Source organism: Streptomyces eurocidicus (assembly GCF_002891295.1).
Classification (GTDB): Bacteria; Actinomycetota; Actinomycetes; order Streptomycetales; family Streptomycetaceae; genus Streptomyces; species Streptomyces eurocidicus.
This window is the reverse complement of sequence record NZ_LGUI01000006.1, coordinates 296836-317506: the sequence shown is the minus strand read 5'-3', so window position 1 is coordinate 317506 and position 20671 is coordinate 296836. Positions and strand designations below refer to the sequence as shown.

Here is a 20671-nt window from a genome sequence, read left to right as displayed (position 1 = left end):
GGGCGTCAGCCCGGCACGACCTCCCGCCGGCTCTCCGACCACGCCCCCCACAGCGCCGCGTACCGCCCGCCCGCCGCCACGAGCTCCTCGTGGGTGCCCGACTCGACCACCCGGCCGCCGTCGAGCACGACGACCCGGTCGGCCGTCGCGGCCTGGGTGAGGCGGTGGGCGACGACCAGGCTCGTACGGCCGGAGAGGGCGCGGGACGCGGCCGTCTCCAGGGTGCGGGCACCGGCGCTGCCGGCGTCCGCGGTCGCCTCGTCGAGGATGGCGACCGGCGGGTCGGCGAGGACGAGGCGGGCGAGGGCGAGGTGCTGGGCCTGGGTCACCGTGAGGCGGTGGCCGCCCTCGCCGACGACCGTGGCCAGGCCGTCCGGGAGTTCCGCCACCCACGACAGGGCGTCGACCTTCTCCAGGGCCGCGCGCAGCTCGTCGTCCGTGGCCTCCGGGCGGGCCAGCCGGAGGTCGTCGGACAACGCCCCGGCGAACACGTGGACCTCCTGGCTGATGAGGGTCACCGCGCCGCGGATGCCGGCGGGCCCCAGGTCCTCGCTGTCGACCCCGCCGAGGACGACGGAGCCGCCGGACGGCCGGTGGATGCCGGCGATCAGCTTGGCGAGGGTGGTCTTGCCGGCACCGCTGGCACCGACCAGGGCGACGCGTTCGCCGTCGCGCACGGTCAGATCGACCTCGTGCAGCACCGGGCGGCCGGTCACGTACGTGTGGCTGAGCCCGGTCACCCGGACCGAGCCGTCGGCGGGCGCGGCGGGCCGGTCCGGCTCCCGCTCGCCGGGGAGGGCCGACACGCCGACCAGGCGGGCCAGGCTCGCCCCGGCGGACTGCGCGTCGTCGATGAGGACGAGCGCGGCGTTGAGCGGGTTGAAGAGGCTGTGGAAGTACAGCGCGGCGGCGGTCGCCGTGCCGATGCTCACGGAGCCGTTGTCGACCAGGAGGAAGCCGGTGACGAGGACCGACGCGAGGCCGAGGAACTCGGCGATGTTGAGCCGGGAGAAGAAGCCCGTCACCAGCCGGTTACCGCGCAGGGCCAGGTCGACGGCCGACTGCGACCGCTCTCCGACCAGGTCGACATGACGGTCGGTCAGCCGGAACGCCCGGACGGTGCGGACGCCGCCGACGCTGTCGAGGAGCTGGTGCTGGAGCGCCCCCGTCGCCACGCGGTGCGCGGCGTAGACGGGGATGGCGCGGCGCATGTACCAGCGCACGGTGAAGTAGTGGACGGGTGCGGCGATCAGGACGACGAGCGCGAACCGCCAGTCCAGCACCGCGAGGCCGACCAGGGTCAGCACGATGGTGAAGACGGAGCGGCTGAACTCGGGCAGGGCCTGACGCACCGTCTGTGCGATGAGGGCCACGTCGCCGGTGACCCGGGAGGTGAGGTCGCCCGAGCCGGCCTTCTCGACGCGTTCGAGCGGCAGCCGCAGCGCCCGCTCGATGAACTGCTCGCGCAGGCTCGCGAGGACGGTCTCGCCGAGCCGGGCGACGAGCGAGCTGCCGATCGCGGTGGCGGCGCCGCGCCCCACGGCGACCGCGACGAGGAGCACCATCGGCAGGGTCAGGGCGTCCGCCCCGCGCCGCTGGACGACCAGGTCGACGATGTGGCCCAGCAGCGGGGCGGTCAGCAGGCCGATGCCCGTACCGGCGAGCAGGACGGTCACCGCCGCCGCTGCCAGGCCCCGGTGGCGCCGCAGCAGCGGGCCGACGACGGCGAGCGTCTCGGCGCCGGTGGCCGTCGGCAGGAGTGCGCGGTCCGGCGTACCGGCTGTGCTCATCGTCCGTCCGTTCTCAGGGGTGGTCTCGTCGGGAGCGGCCGGAGCCGGCGTCGTGGTCATGCGAGCACCACCGAGCGGTACGCCGCGTCGCCGGCCGCGAGTTCGGCGTGCGGGCCGTCGGCGGTCACGGTGCCCCCGTCGAGGACGACGACCCGGTCGGCCGTCGCGAGCAGGGCGGGGCTGGTGGTGACCAGGATCGTGGTGCGGCCGTCGCGGAGTTCGCGGAGGCGGGCGGCGATCCGGGATTCGGTGACCGTGTCCACGGCCGTGGTCGGGTCGTGCACGACCAGGACGGGCGGGTCGGCGGCGAGCGCGCGGGCGAGCGCGACGCGCTGCCGCTGACCGCCGGAGAGGGAGCGCCCGCGCTCGTCGATCAGGGTGTCCACGCCGCCGGGCAGGGTACGGGCGACCTCGTCCGCCGTCGCGGCCGCCAGCGCCGGTCCGGCGCTCGCCGCGTCGCCGTCGCCGCCCGCCAGCACGTTGTCCAGCAGCGTGCCCTCGAACAGGTCGGCGTCGTGGTGGGCGACGAGGATCGCCCGGCGCGTACCGACGGGATCCAGCTCGGCCAGGCCGACGCCGTCCAGCTCGATGGACCCCTCGTCCGGGGTAGCCTCCCTGCCCAGGCAGACCAGCAGGTCGGCCGCGGTGGCGGGGTCCTTCGCGACGACGCCGACGACGCTCCCGGGGCGGATGTCGAGATCGACCCCGCGCAGCGCCCCGTGCCGTACGCCCCGCAACCGCAGCGCCCCGGCGACCGGTTCGGCCGGGGCGGCCGCCCCGGCGGGCACGGCGGGCGGTGCCGCGAGCACCGAGGCGATCCGGTCCGCCGACGCGCGGCCCTGGGCGAACTCGCCGTTGACGTAGGTGAGGAGCTGGAACGGGCCGAGCAGGAACTGGGCCAGGCCCACGGCCGCCACCAGGTCGCCGACGCTGATGTCACCGCTCATCGCCAGGTGCGCGCCGACCAGTCCGATGAGGGCGATGAAGATGCCGGTCAGGGCGAGGATCGCGCCGTCGTGCCAGGCCCGGCTGCCGGCCGCGCGCAGCGCCGCCGCCAGGGAGTCCTGGCTGGTCCGCCGGTAGCGGGCCACCGCGGCCGTCTCGGCGCCGAAGCCCTTGAGCACCCGGAGCCCCGCGACCAGGTCGGTGGCGATGCCGGACGCCTGCGCGGCGTGTTCCTGCTCGGCGCCGCTGCGCCGTTCGAGCGGCCGGCTGATGCGGTGGCCGAGCCACAGCAGCGGCGGGATGCCGAGCAGGACGAGCAGGCCGAGCGGCACCGAGATGCGGAGCAGCGCCACGGCGCTGATCGCCAGTCCGGCGAGCGCCGCCACCCCGTACGGCAGTACGGTCGCGACGCCGCCGACGCGCTTGGCGTCGCTGGTCGCGATCGTGGCCAGCACACCGGGGAGCCGGTCCTTGTCCGCCCCGCCGCGCGGGTCGAGCACCCGGGCGCCGAGGTCGCGGCGGAGCCGGTGGGCGGCCTGTTCCCCGGCCCGTTCCCCCATCCGCGCGCCGACGCGGTAGCAACTGGACAGGACGAGGAAGAGCCCGGCGAGCACCAGCAGCCAGCGCAGCAGGGCCCCGGACGAGCCCGTCGCCACCGCTTGGTCGATCACCAGACCTATGACGACCGGGACCATCGCCTCGCACGCTTGGTGCGCCGTACCCAGGAGCGAGGCCCCGGCCACATGGCGACGTTGGCCCGCGATCGCCCTTCGGAGGACGTCGCCCCCCGTCGGTCCTCCATCGAGCATCGAAAACCTCCACAGACACCAGCAGTAAGTTAGGTAAGGCTATCTTAACTATCATGATCGGGTCGGATTCCGTACGTGGTCCGCTCGCCCCGACCCTCTTCGGGCAACCGGCGTTGACCTGGGCAGAGTTATTCGGTTAGGTTCACCTAAGTTGTCGTGCTGCCGGGTTCTGCCGTCCAGCCGCCGTACCGAGCGCAGGGAGGCCCTTGGTGTCAGTCGAGGCGCCGGACAAACCCGGAACCGGTGTCGGCGGCCTCCCGGCGCCCGCCGGCCGCGGCTCCTCGGCGGGGCCCTGGCGCGGCCTGGGGCTGCTCGTCGCCGCCGCCGCGCTGCTCCTGCTGTCCCTGGCCGGCATCTGGGTCGGCACCCGGGACATCCCCTTCACCGCGACCTGGAGCCTGCTCTGGCACCCCGACGGCTCGAACGCGGCCGTCGTCATCCACGACTACCGGATCCCCCGGACCGCGCTCGGCCTCCTCGTCGGCGTGGCCCTCGGCCTCTCCGGCGCGCTGATGCAGGCGCTGACCCGCAATCCGCTCGCCGACCCCGGTCTGCTCGGGGTGAGCCTGGGCGCCTCGACGGGCGTGGTGGTGGGCATCGCCTTCCTCGGCGTCGGCACGGTCCTCGGCTATGTGTGGTTCGCCTTCCTCGGCGCCGCCCTCGCCTCCGTCGCCGTCCACCTCCTCGGCTCGGCGGGACGCCGCCTGGTGACGCCCGACCGGCTGGTCGTCGCCGGCGCCGCCGTGACCGCGGTGCTCTACGCCTTCAACTCGGCGGTCCTGCTGCTCCATCCGCGCGCCTTCGACGAGTTCCGCTTCTGGACCGTGGGCTCGCTCGCCGGCCGGAAGTACGACGTGGTGTACGTGATCCTGCCCTTCGTCGTCGTCGGCGCCCTGATCGCGCTGGCCCTGGCCCGCCCGCTGAACGCCCTGGCCATGGGCGACCAGGTGGGCCGGGCGCTGGGCGTCCACGTAGGCCGTACCCGGCTGTTCGGCGCCGTCGCCGTGATGCTGCTGTGCGGCGCCGCGACCGCCGCCGCGGGACCGATCGGCTTCGTCGGCCTCGCCGTGCCGCACATCGCCCGCTTCCTGGTGGGCCCCGACCAGCGGTGGGTGCTGGCCTACTCCGCCCTGCTCGCGCCGATCCTGCTGATCGGCGCGGACGTCCTGGGCCGGGTCCTCGGCTCCCCCGGAGAGGTGCAGGTGGGCATCGTCACCGCGTTCCTGGGAGGCCCCTTGTTCCTCGCCCTCTGCCGCCGCCGGAAGCTGGTCATGCTGTGAGCCCCGTACAGGAGGCCGGACGGAAGCCCCGTACGCCCGGCGGCGTGACCGTGCGCAGCCGGGGCGGGCGGGTGTCGCTGCGGATCGAGCTCCGCGCGGTCGTCGTGGCCCTGGCGCTGCTGGCCGCCCTGGTCGTCACCGTGGGCGCCACGCTCACCACCGGCGACTTCGAGCTGTCGATCGGCGAGGCGTTCCAGGCGCTCGTCGGCAAGGGCTCGGGGAGCGCCGACTTCATCGTCAACACCCTGCGCCTGCCACGGCTGCTGACGGCGATGGGCGTCGGCGCCGCCCTGGCGGTCAGCGGCGCGATCCTGCAGAGCCTGTCACGCAACCCGCTCGGCAGCCCGGACGTCATCGGCTTCACCAACGGGTCGGCGACCGGGGCCCTGGTCGTGATCGTCGTGCTCCACGGGAGCATGGCGCAGATCGCCGCGGGCGCGCTGATCGGCGGGCTGGCGACCGCCCTGATCGTCTACCTGCTGGCGTTCACCCGGGGCTCGCAGGGCTTCCGGCTCGTCGTGATCGGCATCGGCGTGAGCGCCATCCTGCTCGCCGCCAACTCCTACCTGATCACCCGGGCGAGCCTCCAGGACGCGCTCGCGGCGCAGACCTGGCTGATCGGCAGCCTCAACAGCCGCACCTGGGACGAGGCGACCATGATCGGCATCGCACTCGCGGTGCTCCTCCCGATCGCCCTCCGGTTCGGCCGCAGGCTGTCCCTGCTGGAGATGGGCGACGACACGGCCGGGGCGCTGGGCGTCGACGCGGCCCGCACCCGGCTGGTACTGCTGGCCGTGAGCGTCGGCCTCGCCGCCGTCGCCACCGCCGCGACGGGCCCGATCTGGTTCGTCGCCCTGGCGGCCCCCCAACTCGCCCGCCGCCTCATCCGCTCCTCCGGCCCCGGCCTCCTCCCGGCGGCCCTCATGGGTGCGGTGCTGCTGGCCGCGAGCGACTTCGCGGTACAACGGCTCTTCTCGCCGGCGCTGCTGCCGGTGGGGACGGCGACGGGGACGGTCGGGGGGCTGTACCTGATCGGGCTGCTGGTCGCGGAGTCACGCAAGTCGCGGGCGTGAGGGGTGACGAGGTGCCCTGCGGGAGCCTTTCCCCAGCCCCCGTCCCTTCTCGTAGGCGGGCCCGTCCGATCGCTGTCGCCGCCGAGTGCTTTGACCAGGTCGTCGACGCGCTGGGCCTGCCCGGCGTCGGCGAGGAGACCCAGCGCTCCCTGAAGGACAAGGCCATCGCGTCACCTCTCAACGAGCGTCACTACTCGCAGAGTTGCGCGATGGCCGCCCCATGACCAGGAGCTATGCCGAGATCGCCGCTGCACCACTCAGCGCGACACCGTCCGCTCAGCTCTTCCGCTCACCCAGGACACAGAATTCGTTGCCCTCCGGGTCGAGGAGGGTCACCCAGTGCTGCTCGTCCTGCACGGTGCCGGCGCGCCGGGCACCGAGGGAGAGCAGCCGGGCGACCTGGGCCTCCTGGTCGTCGGGGCGGAAGTCGGGGTGGAGCCGGTTCTTCGACGTCTTGCCCTCGGGGACAGGCACGAAGAGGAGCCCCGGCATCCGGTCCGGCTCAGGCCGGATCTCGATGATCTCCTCGGATTCGTCGACCACTACCCAGCCGAGAGCCTCGGCCCACCAGCGCCCGAGGGCGACGGGGTCGGCGGAGTCAACGATGATCTGTTCCCATTCGAGTGCCATGGGCATGAGCATAAACAGGGTCGGCCGGCTGCCAGGGCCGGGGGTGACTGCCGTCGACCGCCGGTCCGGTGTGCGGATCGTGTCCCCCGGAGCGGTGTAGTGGCGCGATGTGGTAGCGGCAAGTCGCGAGAAGTGATCGCTGCTGCGATCTGCCGGTAGACCGGTGTCGGGGACTCGTGATCAACCTCGGATGCCGAGGAACGCCTGCTCCGCGCGCACCGGAGTGCCGCACTCGCCGCAGCGGTACAGGGCTGGGGCCGGCTCGACGCGGAAGCCGAAGGACAGCCCCGTCCGGTCACGTACCGGGCGGGGCTCCTCCAGCTCTTTCTCAGAACACCTACCCCAGCTCCAGACTCGTCACCCCGTACCCACGATCCGCCCGAACCTCCCGCACGGGCCCCGTATACATCCGCACCGTATGCGAACTCGCCTTCAACCCCCGCCCCTTCAACAACGCATGTCCCTCCGCATGCGGCTCCGGCACATCGACGCACACCTCCTCGTCCGCGCCCACCGTCGCCGTGAGCGCGTCGAACAGCGCCTCCGCGTCCGAGGGCGTGTCGGCGAAGAGCGGGCCGATGCGCCGGCCGCCGCGCGAGGGGCGGATCACGCCGTAGCCGGTGATCGCGCCGTCGCGTACGGAGACGTAGGCCGTGTGGCCGGGGGCGCCGAGCCAGCGGGTGAGGAAGGCGCGCCGGTCGGCGGGGAAGCACTCCCGGTCGTAGGCGGCGATCCCGTCGGCGTGGGCGGGGGTGACGGGCACGACGCCGGCCGCCACCGGGGCGCCGTTCCGTTCGGGGCGGCCGGTGTAGCGGATGGTGTCATGGGCGGCGACGAAGCCGGAGCGCTCGTACGTGGCCCGCTGCTCGGGCACGGCGTCCAGGCCGACCGTACGGTCCCCGGCGTGCGGGAAGGCCGCGCGCCAGGTGGCCAGGCCCAGTCCCTTGCGCCGGTGTCCGGGGTGGACGAGGTAGTAGCCGAGGAACGCGTAGCTCGGCGAGTAGGTGACGATCGAGAGCGCCGAGACCGGCCGCCCGTCGATGCGGCCGAGGAAGAACCCGGCGGGGTCGGTGGGGTGGAAGCAGGCCGGGTCGCCGGAGCCGGGGTTCCACCCCTCGTCCGCGGCCCACTCCGCCACATGGTGCCAGTCGTCCAGCGAGGCGCGGGTGACGGTGAGCTCGTCGAGGGGGTTCATGATGTTCCGTTCGTCCCTTCACACGGGGTTGCGGGTGCGGTGGGCCGCGCACGGCCGGGGCCGTGCGCGGCGGCCGGTCGGATGTTCAGCCGGCGTTCAGATGAGGTCCATGGCCGCCACCTCGTCGGGGCGGCCGTAGCTCACGGGCCCCTGGAAGCGGTGCCGGGCGCTGGCGAACCACCACACCGTGGCGATGAGCAGGACGACGCCCAGGGCGATCGGCGCGTAGTTGAACGAGGTGGCGGTGATCGGGGATGCCTGGGGCAGCATGAACAGCACGTTGCTGATGAGGATCCAGGTTACGGCGATGCCCGCGACGAGCTTGCCGTAGCGGCCGAGGTTCCAGGGGCCGGGCTGGAAGTCGTCCAGCCGCAGGCGCAGGAAGATGGGCACGCCGTAGGCGAGGAACAGGCCGACGACGTTGACGCTGACGACGGCGGTGAAGGCGGTGTGGGACCACCAGCCGGGCAGGACCAGCACCAGGGGGCAGGCGGCGGCGAGCCAGACGGCCTTGACGGGGGTGCGGGTGCGCGGGGAGACCGAGTGCCACCAGCGGGAGCCGGGCATGGCGCCGTCGCGGGAGAAGGCGAAGATCTGCCGGGTGTTGCTGGTCATGTTGGCCAGGCCGCAGAAGAGCATGGCGCCGATCACGATCAGCAGGAGCAGTTTCGCGGTGCCCGTGCCGAGCGCGTCGACGAGGATCTGTACCGGCGGCGCCGAGGCGCCCGCCTCCTTGGCGTAGTCGCGGATCGCGTAGACGAGGGCGAGCATGAGGATCAGGCCGGTGAACGCGGAGCAGGCGATGGCCCGCATGATGCCCCTGGGGGCGTTGACGGTCGCCTTCACGGTCTCCTCGGACATGTGGAAACTGCCGTCGAATCCGGTGAAGGTCCAGCTGGTGACGAGCAGGCCCAGCATTCCGCCGTAGATGCCGTTGGTGAAGCCGGTGTTGTTGACGAAATGGGTGACGTAGGAGGCCGACTGATGCTGGTCGGGGATCACGGTCAGGGCGGCGACGATCACCACCAGGCCGATCAGCAGCCACCACACGGAAATCCGGTTCACTATGGCGACCAGCTGCACCGTATAGGTGTTGGCCAGTGCCTGGAGGACGAGGATCACCGCCGTGATGCCGACGGCGTGCCGGGGGTCCGGGTGGTAGGAGGGCCATTGCATGGCGACGAACGCCTGGATGAAGGTGGCGGCGGCGTAGTTGGTGGCGGCCGTGCCGCCGACCTGGCCGACGAAGTTCAGCCAGCCCGTGTACCAGGACCAGGCGCCGCGGTGCCGCTTGGCCAGCTTGCCGGCGGAGAAGTAGAGGGCGCCGCTGGTCGGGTAGGCGGAGGCGATCTCGGCCATCGCGGCGCCGACGAAGAGCACCATCACGGAGACGCCGATCCAGCCGAAGACGAGCACGCGCGGGCCGCCGGCGCCCATTCCGAAGCCGAACGAGGAGAAGATGCCGGAGATGATGTTGATGATGGTGAAGGAAATCGCGAAATTGTCGAAGGCCCGGAAGCGGCGGGTCAGTTTTCGCGGGTAGCCCATGGCGTGCAGTGTGGCGTCGTCGTCGAGGACGACGGGGACCGCGGGCGAGTGACGGGCTCTCGTACGGGCGAGAAATCCGGGACCGGGCACAACCGCGACCTTTCCTGAGAGGTGAGCAGAAGCAGGGGACGGGGCAAGAGAACTAAAGGAACAAGAAAAGGGGACAAAAAGCAGAAGCGGGTGGCAGCGAGGGCGTACGTCCGTCAGGCGGCCCCGGGTACCGGAAGGCCGCACATGCGCCGGACCTTGGTGAGTTGCTCCTCGGGGTCGCCGAACATGCTCCAGGGCATTCTGGAGGCGTACGGGCCCATGGCCGTGAGGACGGCCCGCGCCTCGAATTCGCACTGCGCCATGAACAGCGCGTGCGCGAGATAGGCGAGGTCCAGCACGGGGGTGAAGCGGTATTCGGACACATGGGGCAGCCAGTCCCGGTAGACCCCCAGGGCCGTCGCCCGCCAAGGCGGCTGTTCCCAGGTGTGGTTCACCAGCGGGGAGGCAGGGTTGTAGTCCTCGACCAGGGTGACCAGCGGCAGCAGTCGCAGGGGCGAGGAGGACGGTGCCCGCTGGCCGAGGAAGGCGGCGACGTCCCACGCCGCGTTCGCCGAACCGCCGTGGCGGGCGAAGAAGAAGGACAGGAAGCGGTGGTGCGCCTCCCGGTGCCAGGGGTCGAGCCGGAGGATGTGGGCGAACAGCGACCAGGGGCCCGGCGGCGCGGTGAGCAGCCCGCGCGGCGCGGGGTCGCGCGGCCGGTGGATGCGGGCCAGCGTCAGCTTCGCCACCCAGGGGGTGGGGTCCTCGGGCGCCAGCTCGGCGGCCCGGTCGCAGGCCGCGACGGCGATCCGCCCCAGCGGCAGGGCCCGTTGGTCCTCGGTGTCGGCCGCCCGGACGGCGCGGAGCACCGCGACCCGGGCCCAGAGCAGCGCGGCTCCGGCCCCCGGTTCCTCGGCGAGCCAGCGTTCGGCCAGGTCGGAGTCGGCCGCCTCCGAGGCGAGGACGGACGACCGGTGGGCGCGCAGGCCGAAGTCGCCCCGGGTCTCCTCCAGGGCGTCGTGCGCGCTCAGGTAGCGTCCGGCCCGGACGTCGACGCACGCCCGCGCCAGCCGGCGGTCGTCGGCCGCCGGATGCCACACGTACTGCCCCTCGAATAAGTCAGCGGTCATGTTCTCCTGCCGATCCTGCCGACGACTCTGACCCGCCCATGTCGAATTGAGCCGGATTCCCTCCCCAGCACCACGGCGGCAGGCCATACCCTACTGAGCATCAACTCGAAACGGAACTGGCCATCCGAAATACCTGGTTCCGTATCATTTCCCGTACGGGACAAGGAAGACGGGCCCCCTCTCATTCCCGCGTTCGGCACCGCGCGGCGCATTGGTACGGAGTAACCGCGCGGCGCCCGGCCCCAATTCGCGCCCGCCTGCCGGAGCGCCGCCGGGCGGGGGCCGGGGCCCGTCCGGGAGCGGACCGGGTACGGATGCCGGGCTTCCGTACACTTGCTGGAGTCCGGCTCCGACGCAGCCGTCCGGGAAGGGGCCCGCCGATGGCAAAGGCCAAGGTCGCCGAGGTCACCGTCAGTCTCGACGCCGAGCTCGTGGTGGAGGTCATGGCCCTGGCGGGGGTGAGCTCGCCCCAGGACGCCGTCGAGGCGGTCGTGCGCGACTACATCGCCCGTGGTCACCGCACGGAGGCCCGTACCGGCCACCGGGACCTCACCCCGCGCGAGACGGGGAACGAGCCACGGGAACAGCAGGGCTGACACCGGCGACCGATTCCAACCAGGAGCCTCAGGGGGCACTGTGTTCGCATCCGTTCCGCACATGTCACATCTTCCGCTGGGGACTCCCCCTTCGCGCGGGCCGAGCCGGCGCGCCGCGCTGCGCGCGACGGCGGCGACCGTCACCGGCGTCACGGCCGCCGCCGTCGCTCCCGGCCCTCGCGCCGAGGCCGCCGTGCCCGTCGCCGTCTCCCCCGCCACGGAGACCGCCGGGGGCGGGCCCGCCCCGGACGCCTCGCACGCCCTCCGGGTGATGACCTTCAATCTCCGTTACGCCTCGGAGACCGGCCCGCACCCCTGGTCGGAGCGCCGCCCGGTGATGCGCCGCCTGCTGCGCCACGAGCGTCCGCACCTGCTGGGCACCCAGGAGGGCCTGCACGGCCAGCTGCGCGACCTCGCCGAGGACCTCGGCCGGCGTTACGGGTGTGTCGGGCTGGGCCGGGAGGGCGGCAGCCACGGCGAGTTCTGCGCGGTGCTGTACGACACCGAGCGGCTCGTCGCCGAGGAGTACGACCACTTCTGGCTGTCCGGCACCCCGTCCCTGATCGGCTCGTCCACCTGGGGCAACACGGTGGTGCGCATGGCGACGTGGGTCCGCTTCACGGATCTGCGCACGGGGGCGGGCTTCCTCGCCCTCAACACCCACCTCGACCACGCCCATCAGTACGCGCGGGAGCGCTCCGCGGCCCTGATCACCGATCGGCTGGGCCGCCCGGACCCGGCCCTGCCCCGCGTCGTGACGGGCGACTTCAACGTGCCCGCCCACCGCAACCCGGTGTACGACGCCATGCTCGGCCAGGGTGCACTGGCCGACACCTGGGACACCGCGGCCGCGCGCGGTCCGCAGTACGCCACGTTCCACGGCTACGGCCCGCTCGTCCCCGACGGCGACCGCATCGACTGGATCCTCGTCTCCCCGTCGGTGCGCGTGTCCAGAGCGGACATCAACACCTTCTCCGAGCACGGCCGTTTCCCCAGTGACCACCTGCCCGTACAGGCGTTGCTGGAGCTGTGACCGAGGGCGCGCGGGCTCCCCTCGCCCCGCGCGACCGGCGGGCGGGCCCCGCCCGTCGGTCCCGTCCCCGGGCTCCGGGGGCCGGCGGGACCGTACAGAACCGGCCTCCGGCGGCCGGAACGGCCCCGTCCGCCCGGGGCCGCGCCGCTGCCGCCGCGCCCCACGTCACCGCCGTCCCGGCGCCCGTACGGCGCCCGGGGGCCGGTGCGGCGACCGGCCGTCGCCGAGGCGGACGCCAGACCTCCGTGGGCCGATTGTTCGAAAACCGGAGCCGGTGTCCTGGCCCGTGCGTCTACACGGCGCCCGGGAACCGAGGCCGTTCGGCCGTTCCCGGGCCCTGAGGCCCGGTCGGCTCCGCGTCCCTGACGCCCCGTGGGGCCGCGGCGAAGTCCTGAACCGGCTCTGGCGTCCGGCGGCCTTCCGTGGAGCGGACGGCTCCCCGGGTGCGCGGCGCCCCGTGTGACACCCCGGCCGGAAAGCGCCGCCACGGTGCGGCGCGGTAGCGCGGCACGGTGGCGGAGAAGCGCGGCCCGGAGGGCTCTGGCCATGGGTTCACTCTCCCCTTGGCACGGAGGCGGTGGTTCACCTTCCGGAGGGGAACGTGCCGGTCCGGGGGCTGCCGGACGCGGCCGGTCCGCCGGGCCCCCACCGCCGGCCCCGGGGCCACCACCACCGCCGCGCGTACCCGGCAAGGGTCGTTTCCGGTTGCCGGCCCGGCCGCCGCAGCGGCCCGCGCGCTCCCCGCGCACGGCTGGAAACGGCACTTCCCGCCCCGCCGCAAGCTCGTGAGACTCAAGCGTCGTAAGCACAGGACGCCGGCCCGATCAAGAGAGGTGTGTGTCAATGTACGAACGGCTCACGGCACTGGGAAGCCGCCTTCTCGGCAGGTTCGTCCCCGAGATCGACGCGGCCGCGGCGGAGCTCCTGGCCTGCCGCAACTACGGGGCCTGCTGGCAGTGCGAAGGCAAGTGCGGCTACAACGCGCCCTGTTACGCGTGCTGCAACTCGTCCGGCTGCCCGACCATCATCTGTCAGTGCTGACCGGGCACTGACGGACCCGGTACGGTCCCGACCGCCGACCGGGGGCGCCGCCCCCACCGGGCACGGGCACGGCACGGCCCCTCCCGGCTAGCCCCGCGCTCCGGGACCGGCCCCCCGGTCGGCGTACGCGGCCCGCCCTCGGCGGGCCCGCGCGACCGCGACGCTCACCCGCTCCACTCACCCGCCCCGCACCGCGGCGACAGGAGGCGTTCCAGGTGGGATATCTGGCACTCGGGATCCGCTGTCTGATCGGCGCGGTGTTCCTCGCCTCCACCGTCGGCAAGGTGGGCGGGCGGGGGGCGTTCGGCCGCTTCGTCTCCTCGGTGCGCGACCTGCGGCTGGTTCCGGCGCGCTCCGCCCCGCCGGTGGCGCTGTGCGTGGTGGCCGCCGAGTCCGCGGTGTGCCTGCTGCTCGCGGCGCCCGGGCCGGACGCGGTCGCGGTGGCGGGGTTCGCGGTGGCCGGTGCCCTGCTGACGGGGTTCGCGGCCGCCATCGCGCTGTCCGTACGGCGGGGCGTGCGGACGCCCTGCCGGTGTTTCGGCGCGTCGACGAGGCCGCTCGGCCTCAGACACGTCGTCCGGAACCTCGCTCTCACGGCCGCGGCGGGCACCGGTGCGGCCGCCGTACTCGCGTCCGGCGGCGCCCGTCCGGACGCGCCGGGCGGTGTGGTCGTGACGGTCGCCGGCGGCCTGCTCCTGGGCGGGCTGGTGGTGACGCTCGACGACATCCTCGATCTGTTCCGGCCCGTCGGCCCGGCACCGGGCCTCGCCCGCGGCCGGTGATCCGCACGCCCGGGGGCCCCGGGGCCCCCGGGCGCCCTCACGCGCATTCCAGAGGAACCCCAGAGGAGAGGACTCCGATGCCCGTCCTGATCGCGGCGGTGGTACTGGTGGGATCGCTCTGCGCCCTCGACCTGCTGCTCACGCTCGGCGTGGTCAAGCGGTTGCGGGAACACACCGAGCTGCTGTCCAAGGTGTCCGACAACATGCCCGGCAGGCCGCCCGTCATCGGTGTGGGCGAGGAGGTCGGCGAGTTCACCGCCGTCGCCGTCGACGGTGAGGCGCTGACCCGTGAATCGCTGCGCGGGGACACCCTGGTGGCGTTCTTCTCGCCCAACTGCGCGCCCTGCCACGAGATGCTGCCGCAGTTCGTCGCGTACGCGCGGGCCGGGGGCCGCGGCCGGGAGCGGGTGCTGGCCGTGGTGGTCGGCGCCCCCGAACTGGCCACGGAGCAGGTCGAGGGCCTCCGCCCGGTGGCGCGGGTCGTCGTCGAGGGCAGCGACACCGCCCTGACCACCGCGTTCCGGATCAAGGGCTTCCCGACGGTGCTCAAGGTCACCCGGGACGGCCGCGGCCGTGTCGTGGTCGCGGGGAACCGGGTGGACCTGGAACTGCCCACCGTGGCGGCATGAGCGAGCCGGGCCCGGGCGGGCCGGGACCCGGCGGACCCGCCGGCCGGGTCGCGGACGAGGCCGACCGGGAGCCCGCGGGCCCCGCGGGCCCCGCCGCCGTGCTGCGCCGTACCGCCGCGGCCGGCGCCCTGGTGGCCCGCGCGGCGCCCGGCCCGCTCGCCCTGCACCTGCTGCTCACCCTGGCGGTCGGCGCGCTCCCCGTGACCACCGCCTGGCTGACCAAGCTGCTGCTGGACGCCCTGAGCGCGGACGCGCCCCGGGGACGGCTGGTCGCCCTGGGCGCGGGGCTCGCCGCGTCGGGCGTGGTCCTCGGCGTGGTGCCCCAGATCGGCCAGTACCTGCGCGCGGAGCTCGACCGGAGGGTGGGGCTGCTCGCGGAGGACCGGCTGTACACGGCGGTGGAGGGGTTCGCCGGCCTGGGCCGGTTCGAGAACCCCCGGTTCCTCGACCGGCTGCGGCTCGCGCAGGGCGCCGGGGGCGGCAGCCCCAACCAGGCCGTCGACGGGGCCGTCGGCATCGTCCGGGCCGTGCTCACGATCGGGGGCTTCCTCGGTTCGCTGGCCGTGCTCAGCCCGTTGATGACCGGCCTGGTGCTGGCGGCCGCCGTACCCACCCTGCTGTCCGAGGTCGCGATGGCCCGGCGCAAGGCACGGACCCTCTGGGAGGTCGGGCCGGTCGAGCGTAGACAGATGTTCTACGGCGAGCTGCTGTCCAGTGTGGAGGCGGCCAAGGAGATCCGGCTCTTCGGCACCGGCGCCTTCCTGCGCGGCCGGATGCTGGCGGACCGGCGGACGGCCGACGCCGCGAAACGGGCGGTGGACCGGCGGGAGGCCCTGGTCCAGTCGGGTCTCGGGCTGCTGGCCGCGGGCGTGTCGGGCGGCGGGCTGCTGTGGGCCGTGGGCGCCGCGCACGCCGGGACCCTGTCGCCCGGCGACGTCGTCATGTTCGTGGCCGCCGTGACCGGGGTGCAGGGCGCCCTGGCCGGGCTGGCGGGCGAGGTGGCCCGCGCCCACCGGGCGCTGCTGATGTTCGACCACTATCTGGCGGTGGAGCGGGCGGGCCCCGATCTGCCCGTGCCCGTACGGCCCGTGGCGCTGCCGCCCCTGGCCCGCGGCATCGAGCTGCGCGACGTCTGGTTCCGGTACTCGCCCGGGCACCCCTGGGTGCTGCGGGGCGCCAGCCTCCGGCTCCGGCACGGCGAGGCGCTGGCGCTGGTCGGGCTGAACGGCGCGGGCAAGTCCACGCTGGTCAAGCTGGTCTGCCGGTTCTACGACCCGGACCGGGGGGCGATCCTCTGGGACGGCGTGGACATCCGCACCGTCGACGTGACGGAGCTGCGGCGGCGGATCGGCGCGGTGTTCCAGGACTACATGCACTACGACATGACGGCGGCGGAGAACATCGCGCTCGGCGATCTGACGGCCCTCGGCGACCGCCCGCGGATCCGGGCGGCGGCCGAGCGCGCCGGGATCCACCCCAAGCTGGCCGGCCTGCCCCACGGGTACGACACGCTGCTGTCGCGGAGGTTCTTCATGGAGTCCGACAAGGACGACCCGGAGACCGGCGTCGTGCTCTCCGGCGGCCAGCGGCAGCGGCTCGCGCTCGCCCGCGCGTTCCTCCGGGACCAGGGGGACCTGATGATCCTCGACGAGCCCTCGGCCGGCCTCGACGCCGAGGCGGAGCACGAGGTCCACACGGCGCTGCGGCGGCATCGCGGCGAGCGGACGAGCCTGCTCATCTCGCACCGGCTCGGGGCGGTGCGGGACGCCGACGTCATCGCCGTACTGGAGGACGGGCGCGTCGTGGAGCAGGGCCCGCACGGCGAACTGATCAGGTCCGGCGGGCGGTACGCGCGGCTGTTCGCCCTGCAGGCGGCGGGATACCGCGCGGAGCCCGCGTTCACCGGGGAGTCCCCTCGGGGGCATCCGGCGGCCGGAGGCGCCCGGTGACGGCGGCGGTCGCCTGGTGGACGGCGCTGGGCTGCGCGGCCGTCGTCGCTGCCGTCCTGGGGCTGGTCGCCCTGGTCTCCCTGGCACGCGGTCTGGTCGTGGTCACCGTGCGCGGGGCGAGCATGGCGCCGGCCTTCCGGGACGGCGACAGGGTCCTGGTACGACGCGGCCCGCGCCCGTCGGTGGGCCAGGTGGTGGTGGCGGAGCGGCCGGCCGGCGGTGGCGCGTGGGCCGGGCCGCCGGTGCGGTCCGCGGCCGGCGCCGCCGAGGTCCGCGACCGGCAGTGGCTCATCAAGCGGGTGGCCGCGGTGGCCGGTGACCCGGTGCCGCGCGACCGGGTCCGGTCCCTGGCCGGGGTGCCCGAGGAGCGGGTGCCGGCGGACCGGCTCGTCCTGCTCGGGGACAATCGGAAGGTCAGCTTCGATTCCGCGGACGTGGGGTACTTCCCGGCCGACCGGGTGCTGGGCACGGTGCTGCGCCGGTTCTCCGGCGGCGCCCGCGAACGGCCCACCGGGGCACGGCGGGCGAAGTCACCCCGGCGGACCTGAGATCTCGGGGCCCGACGGCCCCGAACCCTGCGGCCCGGAGGCTGCGGGGAGAAAATACCTTTGCGTTTCTCCCGCTCCACCACAATGATCCAGATATGTCACGCACCTTCGATGAACTCGTCGCCGAGGCGGAATCCGTTTCGGTGGACGGCTGGGACTTCTCCTGGCTGACGGGCCGGGCCACCGAGCAACGGCCCTCCTGGGGCTATCAGCGCACGATGGGCGAGCACCTGGCCCGCGCCTCGGCCGCCCTCGACATCCAGACCGGCGGCGGGGAGGTCCTCGCGGGAGCGGCGAAGCTGCCCCCGCTGATGGTGGCCACGGAGTCCTGGCCGCCCAACGTCGCCAAGGCGACGGCGCTGCTGCACCCGCTGGGCGCGGTCGTGGTGGCCGACCCCGACGAGCCGCCGCTGCCGTTCGCCGACGGGGCCTTCGACCTGGTGACCAGCCGTCACCCGGCGACGGTGTGGTGGGCGGAGATCGCCCGCGTCCTGCGGCCCGGCGGCACCTATCTGGCCCAGCACGTCGGCCCGGCCAGCGTCTTCGAGCTCGTCGAGTACTTCCTCGGGCCGCAGCCCGAGGAGGTGCGCCGCAAGCGCCACCCCGACGACGAGTGCCAGGACGCCGAGGCCGCCGGCCTCACCATCGCCGACCTGCGGTTCGAGCGGCTGCGGACGGAGTTCTCCGACATCGGCGCGGTGATCTACTTCCTGCGGAAGGTGATCTGGATGGTCCCGGGCTTCACCGTGGACGCCTACCGCGACCGGCTCCGGGAACTGCACGAGCTGATCGAGCGCGAGGGGCCGTTCGTCGCGCACTCGACCCGCTTCCTTATCGAGGCCCGCAAGCCCGCCTGACCGTGGCCCGGGCCCTCGGGTGAGCCGGTTCCGGGAAACGAGAACATCAACTTCCCTTCCTCCCCCAGGAGTTGACAACGCACACCGGAAGGATGACAGTGCGCTGGAAGCGACGGGGGACGAGATGGCCGAGGACGACGGCGACGCGCCGATACGCTGGGACGCCGGAGCACGCGGGGGCGCCGGGGGCTGGGTGACCGCGGCCGGGGACACCGCGCGGGCCGGGCCGCCGGGCGGGGCCGGGCCGGGGAACGGCGGCGGGTACTCCGTACCGCCGAGGGTGGTCCTGATCGCGGTCGGCGGCGCCGTGCTCCTCGCGGCGGCCGCCGTGCTCGTCGTCAGGCTCTTCTTCTCCGGCTCCACCGACCACCCCGGGCAGGCCGACGCGGCGCCCGGCGGATACGCGTCGGCCTCTTCCCCCGCCCGCTCGGCACCGGCCCCGCCCACGGGCGGACAGCCGCAGGCGCCGGCTTCGGCCGGCACAGCCGGCGCACAGGCCGCCGCGCTCGACGCGCTGCTGACGAGAAGCGCGGCGGACCGCGAGAAGGTCACCGCCGCCGTGAACGCCGTCGACTCCTGCGCCTCCCGCGCGTCCGTCGCCTCGGCGGCGGAGGCCCTGAACGCCGCGTCGGTCCGCCGGGACGGCCTGGTCACCGACCTGTCCCGGACCGCCCTGGACGCCCTCCCGGACGCGGGGTCCGCTGCGGCTGACCTGCGCGCGGCCTGGCGGCACTCGGCGGACGCCGACCGCGCGTTCGCCGTCTGGGCCGCGGACGCCGTCGGCTGTTCGCCCGGCGAGGTCCCGCACGGAAGCGTCTTCGCACGCGCCTCGGAAAGCAGCGAGCTCGCCACCGCGGCCAAGAAGGAGTTCCTGCGGAAGTGGGCGCCCATCGCCACGCGGTACGGGCTGCCCGCGCGTGACGACACCCGGATCTGATGACCCGACGGAAGGGCCCGCGCCACGATGACCCGACCTCCCGGCCCGCAGCCGCCCCGCCCCGTGCCGCGCGACCCGGGCAGCGCGCTGTGGCAGCTGGTCAAGGCACAGGCCGGCGGCAGACCCGGGGACGCCACCGCCCTGCTGCGCGGGGCCGCCCACACCGACCGCGCCTTCCGCGACAAGGTGATCGCGGAACTGGCGGAGCACCCGTACCGGGTGCCGCCGCCGTCCTACGGTGTGGACCTCGTGGCGGTGCTCAAGGAGTGCCTCTTCGCACGGCGCCGGGCGGCGCGGCGCGGGGCGCTCATGCTCGTCCTCCCCTTGCCGCTGCTCGCGGTCGACGCGGCCGGGGCGCTGATGCCGCTGCTGCTGGTCCTGATCACGCGGTTCTGGCTGTTCGTGGCCCGCGTGGTGACGGGCGCGCTGGAGCGGGGCGCCGCCCGGACGGGGAGCGAGCGCGCCGTGCGGGGCGGCCGGGTGCTCACCGGCGTCCTGTGGCTGCTCGTCGTCGTGTTCCTGGCCTCCAGGGTCCTGGGTGGCCTCGGCGGTCTGGTGGCGGACGGCACGGGCCGGCATCTGCTGACCGCTCTGCTCGTCCTCGCGGGCTGGACGGTGGTGGCGGCCGTGGACCTGTACCGCCGGACGTGTCTGCTGCACCTCCTCGCCACGGGCCGGGCGCCGGCCCGCCCCGACGGGCACGGCCGTACCGCGGCGCGCTTCCGGCAGCTGGCGCGGCAGCAGGCCGATCCCGACGTCATCTACAGCGACTACGCGCCGTTCGTGGGCGCCGGCATCGAGATGGACTCCTGGTCGTTCGCGATCGAGCTGCTCCCCGACACCGACCGCGCGGACCGTCCGTCGCCGGGCGAGCGGCTGGAGAAGCGGCCGCCCGAGCCGCCCGCCGAGCTGACCGTCCCGGCCGTACACGCGCGGATCCGGGCGGAACTCCTCCGGCTGGGCGAGGCCGGCAGGTATCCCGGCGACCGGCTGCACGGCATCCATGTGGACGACTACGTGATGAAGAGCGGCCGGCGACTGGGCCCGGCCGCCGACTGGAGCGGTACGGGCCCGGGCACCGCGTTCCACCGGATGGCCCCGTTCGCCCGGCGCGCCGCCGCCGTCGAGCTCGGTCTCGCGCCGGGCGCCCCGGTGCCCGCGACGTGGTGGCCGGACAGCCTGGACGTCGCCGCCGAGGAACGGCTGCGGCACTACCTGGCGGCCCGGGTGGGCAGTTGGGAGGACGAGGTGGTGCTCACCGTCTTCAGCCGGGTGCAGTTGCAGGGCGGTCTGTTGTTCCTGGAGTCCCGCGCGTTCCTGCTGCCGCCGATCGCCAGGACGTACCACGCCCTCGACGACGTGATGCCGCCCGCCGACCTGGCGGACTGGGCGGCCCTCGTACGGCAGGCGCTGGGCTCGGCCGTCGTCCTGGCCGGCGAGGCCCCGCGCGACCTCGTGCGCGGCCCCCGGACCTCCGCGCTCACCACGCGCAACGAGGACTGGTACACACGGATGTGCCGGACCGACCGCGTGGTGGACCACGGCCCCCGGTACTCGGTGCGGGAGCTGGCCGCGGAGCCCCACTACCAGCAGCTGTTCCAGGAGATGGACGTCGCCCGGTTCCTCACCGGCATCAGCACCCGTACGGTGACGGCGGTGCGCGGCTGTCTCCGCGACGCGGGTTACCGCACCTCGGAGTACGACTCGCGCGCCAATGTCGTCTTCGACAATTCGGTGCACGTCAACGGCACCGTACACGGCAACGTCCAGACGGGCGACCGGGCACGGGCGAGCTACCGGACGGTCACACCGCCGCGGCCGCACATGGGCCCCGGCTCCGGGCCGTCCTCACCAGGGAGTTGAGAAACG

19 protein-coding genes are annotated in these 20671 nt (G+C 74.1%); 13 read left to right on the top strand and 6 right to left on the bottom strand.

Translation table 11 applies throughout. The annotated features are described in order from the left end of the window. Positions 1 to 5: 5 nt before the first annotated feature. Both AF335_RS20710 and AF335_RS20705 read right to left on the bottom strand, forming a co-directional pair. Positions 6 to 1850, bottom strand: coding sequence for an ABC transporter ATP-binding protein (locus AF335_RS20710; protein WP_376697889.1), 1845 nt, complete (start codon positions 1848 to 1850; stop codon positions 6 to 8). Further along, entirely contained in the window at positions 1847 to 3544 is a 1698-nt protein-coding gene (locus tag AF335_RS20705; RefSeq protein ID WP_102919914.1) for an ABC transporter ATP-binding protein, read from the bottom strand. Before AF335_RS20705 ends, AF335_RS20710 begins: the two co-directional genes overlap by 4 nt. Positions 3545 to 3753: 209 nt before the next feature. Between AF335_RS20705 and AF335_RS20700 the strand changes: the two genes are divergently transcribed. From AF335_RS20700 to AF335_RS20690, 3 genes are read left to right on the top strand one after another with little or no spacing between them, the layout of a single operon-like run. Next, the gene (locus tag AF335_RS20700; protein WP_102919913.1) at positions 3754 to 4824 is read left to right on the top strand and encodes a FecCD family ABC transporter permease; all 1071 of its coding nucleotides are present in this window, start codon (positions 3754 to 3756) and stop codon (positions 4822 to 4824) included. Positions 4825 to 4868: 44 nt separating this feature from the next. Continuing rightward, positions 4869 to 5897, top strand: coding sequence for a FecCD family ABC transporter permease (locus AF335_RS20695; RefSeq protein ID WP_244927109.1), 1029 nt, complete (start codon positions 4869 to 4871; stop codon positions 5895 to 5897). Further along, positions 5894 to 6121 carry a hypothetical protein gene (locus tag AF335_RS20690; protein ID WP_102919912.1) on the top strand — a complete coding sequence of 76 codons (228 nt, stop codon included), beginning with the start codon at positions 5894 to 5896 and terminating at the stop codon, positions 6119 to 6121. The genes AF335_RS20695 and AF335_RS20690 overlap by 4 nt, the downstream gene beginning before the upstream one ends. A 52-nt stretch (positions 6122 to 6173) precedes the next feature. Here AF335_RS20690 and AF335_RS20685 read toward each other — a convergent pair whose 3' ends face one another. The 4 genes from AF335_RS20685 to AF335_RS20670 all read right to left on the bottom strand — a co-directional run bounded on the left by AF335_RS20685 (position 6174) and on the right by AF335_RS20670 (position 10430). Then, positions 6174 to 6527: a VOC family protein gene (locus AF335_RS20685; RefSeq protein WP_211304128.1), complete on the bottom strand. Its 354-nt coding sequence runs from the start codon at positions 6525 to 6527 to the stop codon at positions 6174 to 6176. Positions 6528 to 6864: 337 nt separating this feature from the next. Continuing rightward, complete coding sequence (locus tag AF335_RS20680; RefSeq protein WP_102919910.1) at positions 6865 to 7722, bottom strand: GNAT family N-acetyltransferase; 858 nt, start codon at positions 7720 to 7722, stop codon at positions 6865 to 6867. A gap of 96 nt (positions 7723 to 7818) precedes the next feature. Continuing rightward, positions 7819 to 9270: an amino acid permease gene (locus tag AF335_RS20675; protein ID WP_102920111.1), complete on the bottom strand. Its 1452-nt coding sequence runs from the start codon at positions 9268 to 9270 to the stop codon at positions 7819 to 7821. A gap of 203 nt (positions 9271 to 9473) precedes the next feature. Next, complete coding sequence (locus tag AF335_RS20670; RefSeq protein WP_184744008.1) at positions 9474 to 10430, bottom strand: hypothetical protein; 957 nt, start codon at positions 10428 to 10430, stop codon at positions 9474 to 9476. Between the two features lie 380 nt (positions 10431 to 10810). On the opposite strand from AF335_RS20670, the gene AF335_RS20665 reads away from it, so the two are divergent. The 10 genes from AF335_RS20665 (at position 10811) to AF335_RS20615 (ending at position 20665) form a co-directional block, all read left to right on the top strand. Continuing rightward, a complete protein-coding gene (locus tag AF335_RS20665) occupies positions 10811 to 11026 on the top strand; it encodes a type II toxin-antitoxin system VapB family antitoxin (protein ID WP_102919909.1) in 216 nt (71 codons plus the stop codon). A gap of 61 nt (positions 11027 to 11087) precedes the next feature. Further along, the gene (locus tag AF335_RS20660) at positions 11088 to 12059 is read left to right on the top strand and encodes an endonuclease/exonuclease/phosphatase family protein (RefSeq protein ID WP_102920109.1); all 972 of its coding nucleotides are present in this window, start codon (positions 11088 to 11090) and stop codon (positions 12057 to 12059) included. An 843-nt stretch (positions 12060 to 12902) separates the two neighbouring features. After that, positions 12903 to 13100 (top strand): hypothetical protein, encoded by a 198-nt coding sequence (locus AF335_RS20650; protein WP_102919907.1) that lies wholly within the window; start codon positions 12903 to 12905, stop codon positions 13098 to 13100. 215 nt (positions 13101 to 13315) lie between these two features. Next, positions 13316 to 13882 carry a MauE/DoxX family redox-associated membrane protein gene (locus AF335_RS20645; RefSeq protein WP_102919906.1) on the top strand — a complete coding sequence of 189 codons (567 nt, stop codon included), beginning with the start codon at positions 13316 to 13318 and terminating at the stop codon, positions 13880 to 13882. A 77-nt stretch (positions 13883 to 13959) separates the two neighbouring features. Next, positions 13960 to 14511 (top strand): TlpA disulfide reductase family protein, encoded by a 552-nt coding sequence (locus tag AF335_RS20640; RefSeq protein WP_102919905.1) that lies wholly within the window; start codon positions 13960 to 13962, stop codon positions 14509 to 14511. Further along, on the top strand, positions 14508 to 16460 hold the full coding sequence (locus tag AF335_RS20635) for an ABC transporter ATP-binding protein (protein ID WP_102919904.1): 1953 nt from the start codon (positions 14508 to 14510) through the stop codon (positions 16458 to 16460). Before AF335_RS20640 ends, AF335_RS20635 begins: the two co-directional genes overlap by 4 nt. Next, entirely contained in the window at positions 16457 to 17008 is a 552-nt protein-coding gene (locus AF335_RS20630) for a S26 family signal peptidase (RefSeq protein WP_211304127.1), read from the top strand. Before AF335_RS20635 ends, AF335_RS20630 begins: the two co-directional genes overlap by 4 nt. A 95-nt stretch (positions 17009 to 17103) precedes the next feature. Next, positions 17104 to 17865: a class I SAM-dependent methyltransferase gene (locus AF335_RS20625; protein WP_102919903.1), complete on the top strand. Its 762-nt coding sequence runs from the start codon at positions 17104 to 17106 to the stop codon at positions 17863 to 17865. Between the two features lie 124 nt (positions 17866 to 17989). Continuing rightward, positions 17990 to 18802, top strand: coding sequence for a hypothetical protein (locus AF335_RS20620; RefSeq protein WP_102919902.1), 813 nt, complete (start codon positions 17990 to 17992; stop codon positions 18800 to 18802). 27 nt (positions 18803 to 18829) lie between these two features. Then, the gene (locus tag AF335_RS20615; protein ID WP_146045584.1) at positions 18830 to 20665 is read left to right on the top strand and encodes a hypothetical protein; all 1836 of its coding nucleotides are present in this window, start codon (positions 18830 to 18832) and stop codon (positions 20663 to 20665) included. The last annotated feature ends 6 nt before the right edge of the window (positions 20666 to 20671 follow it).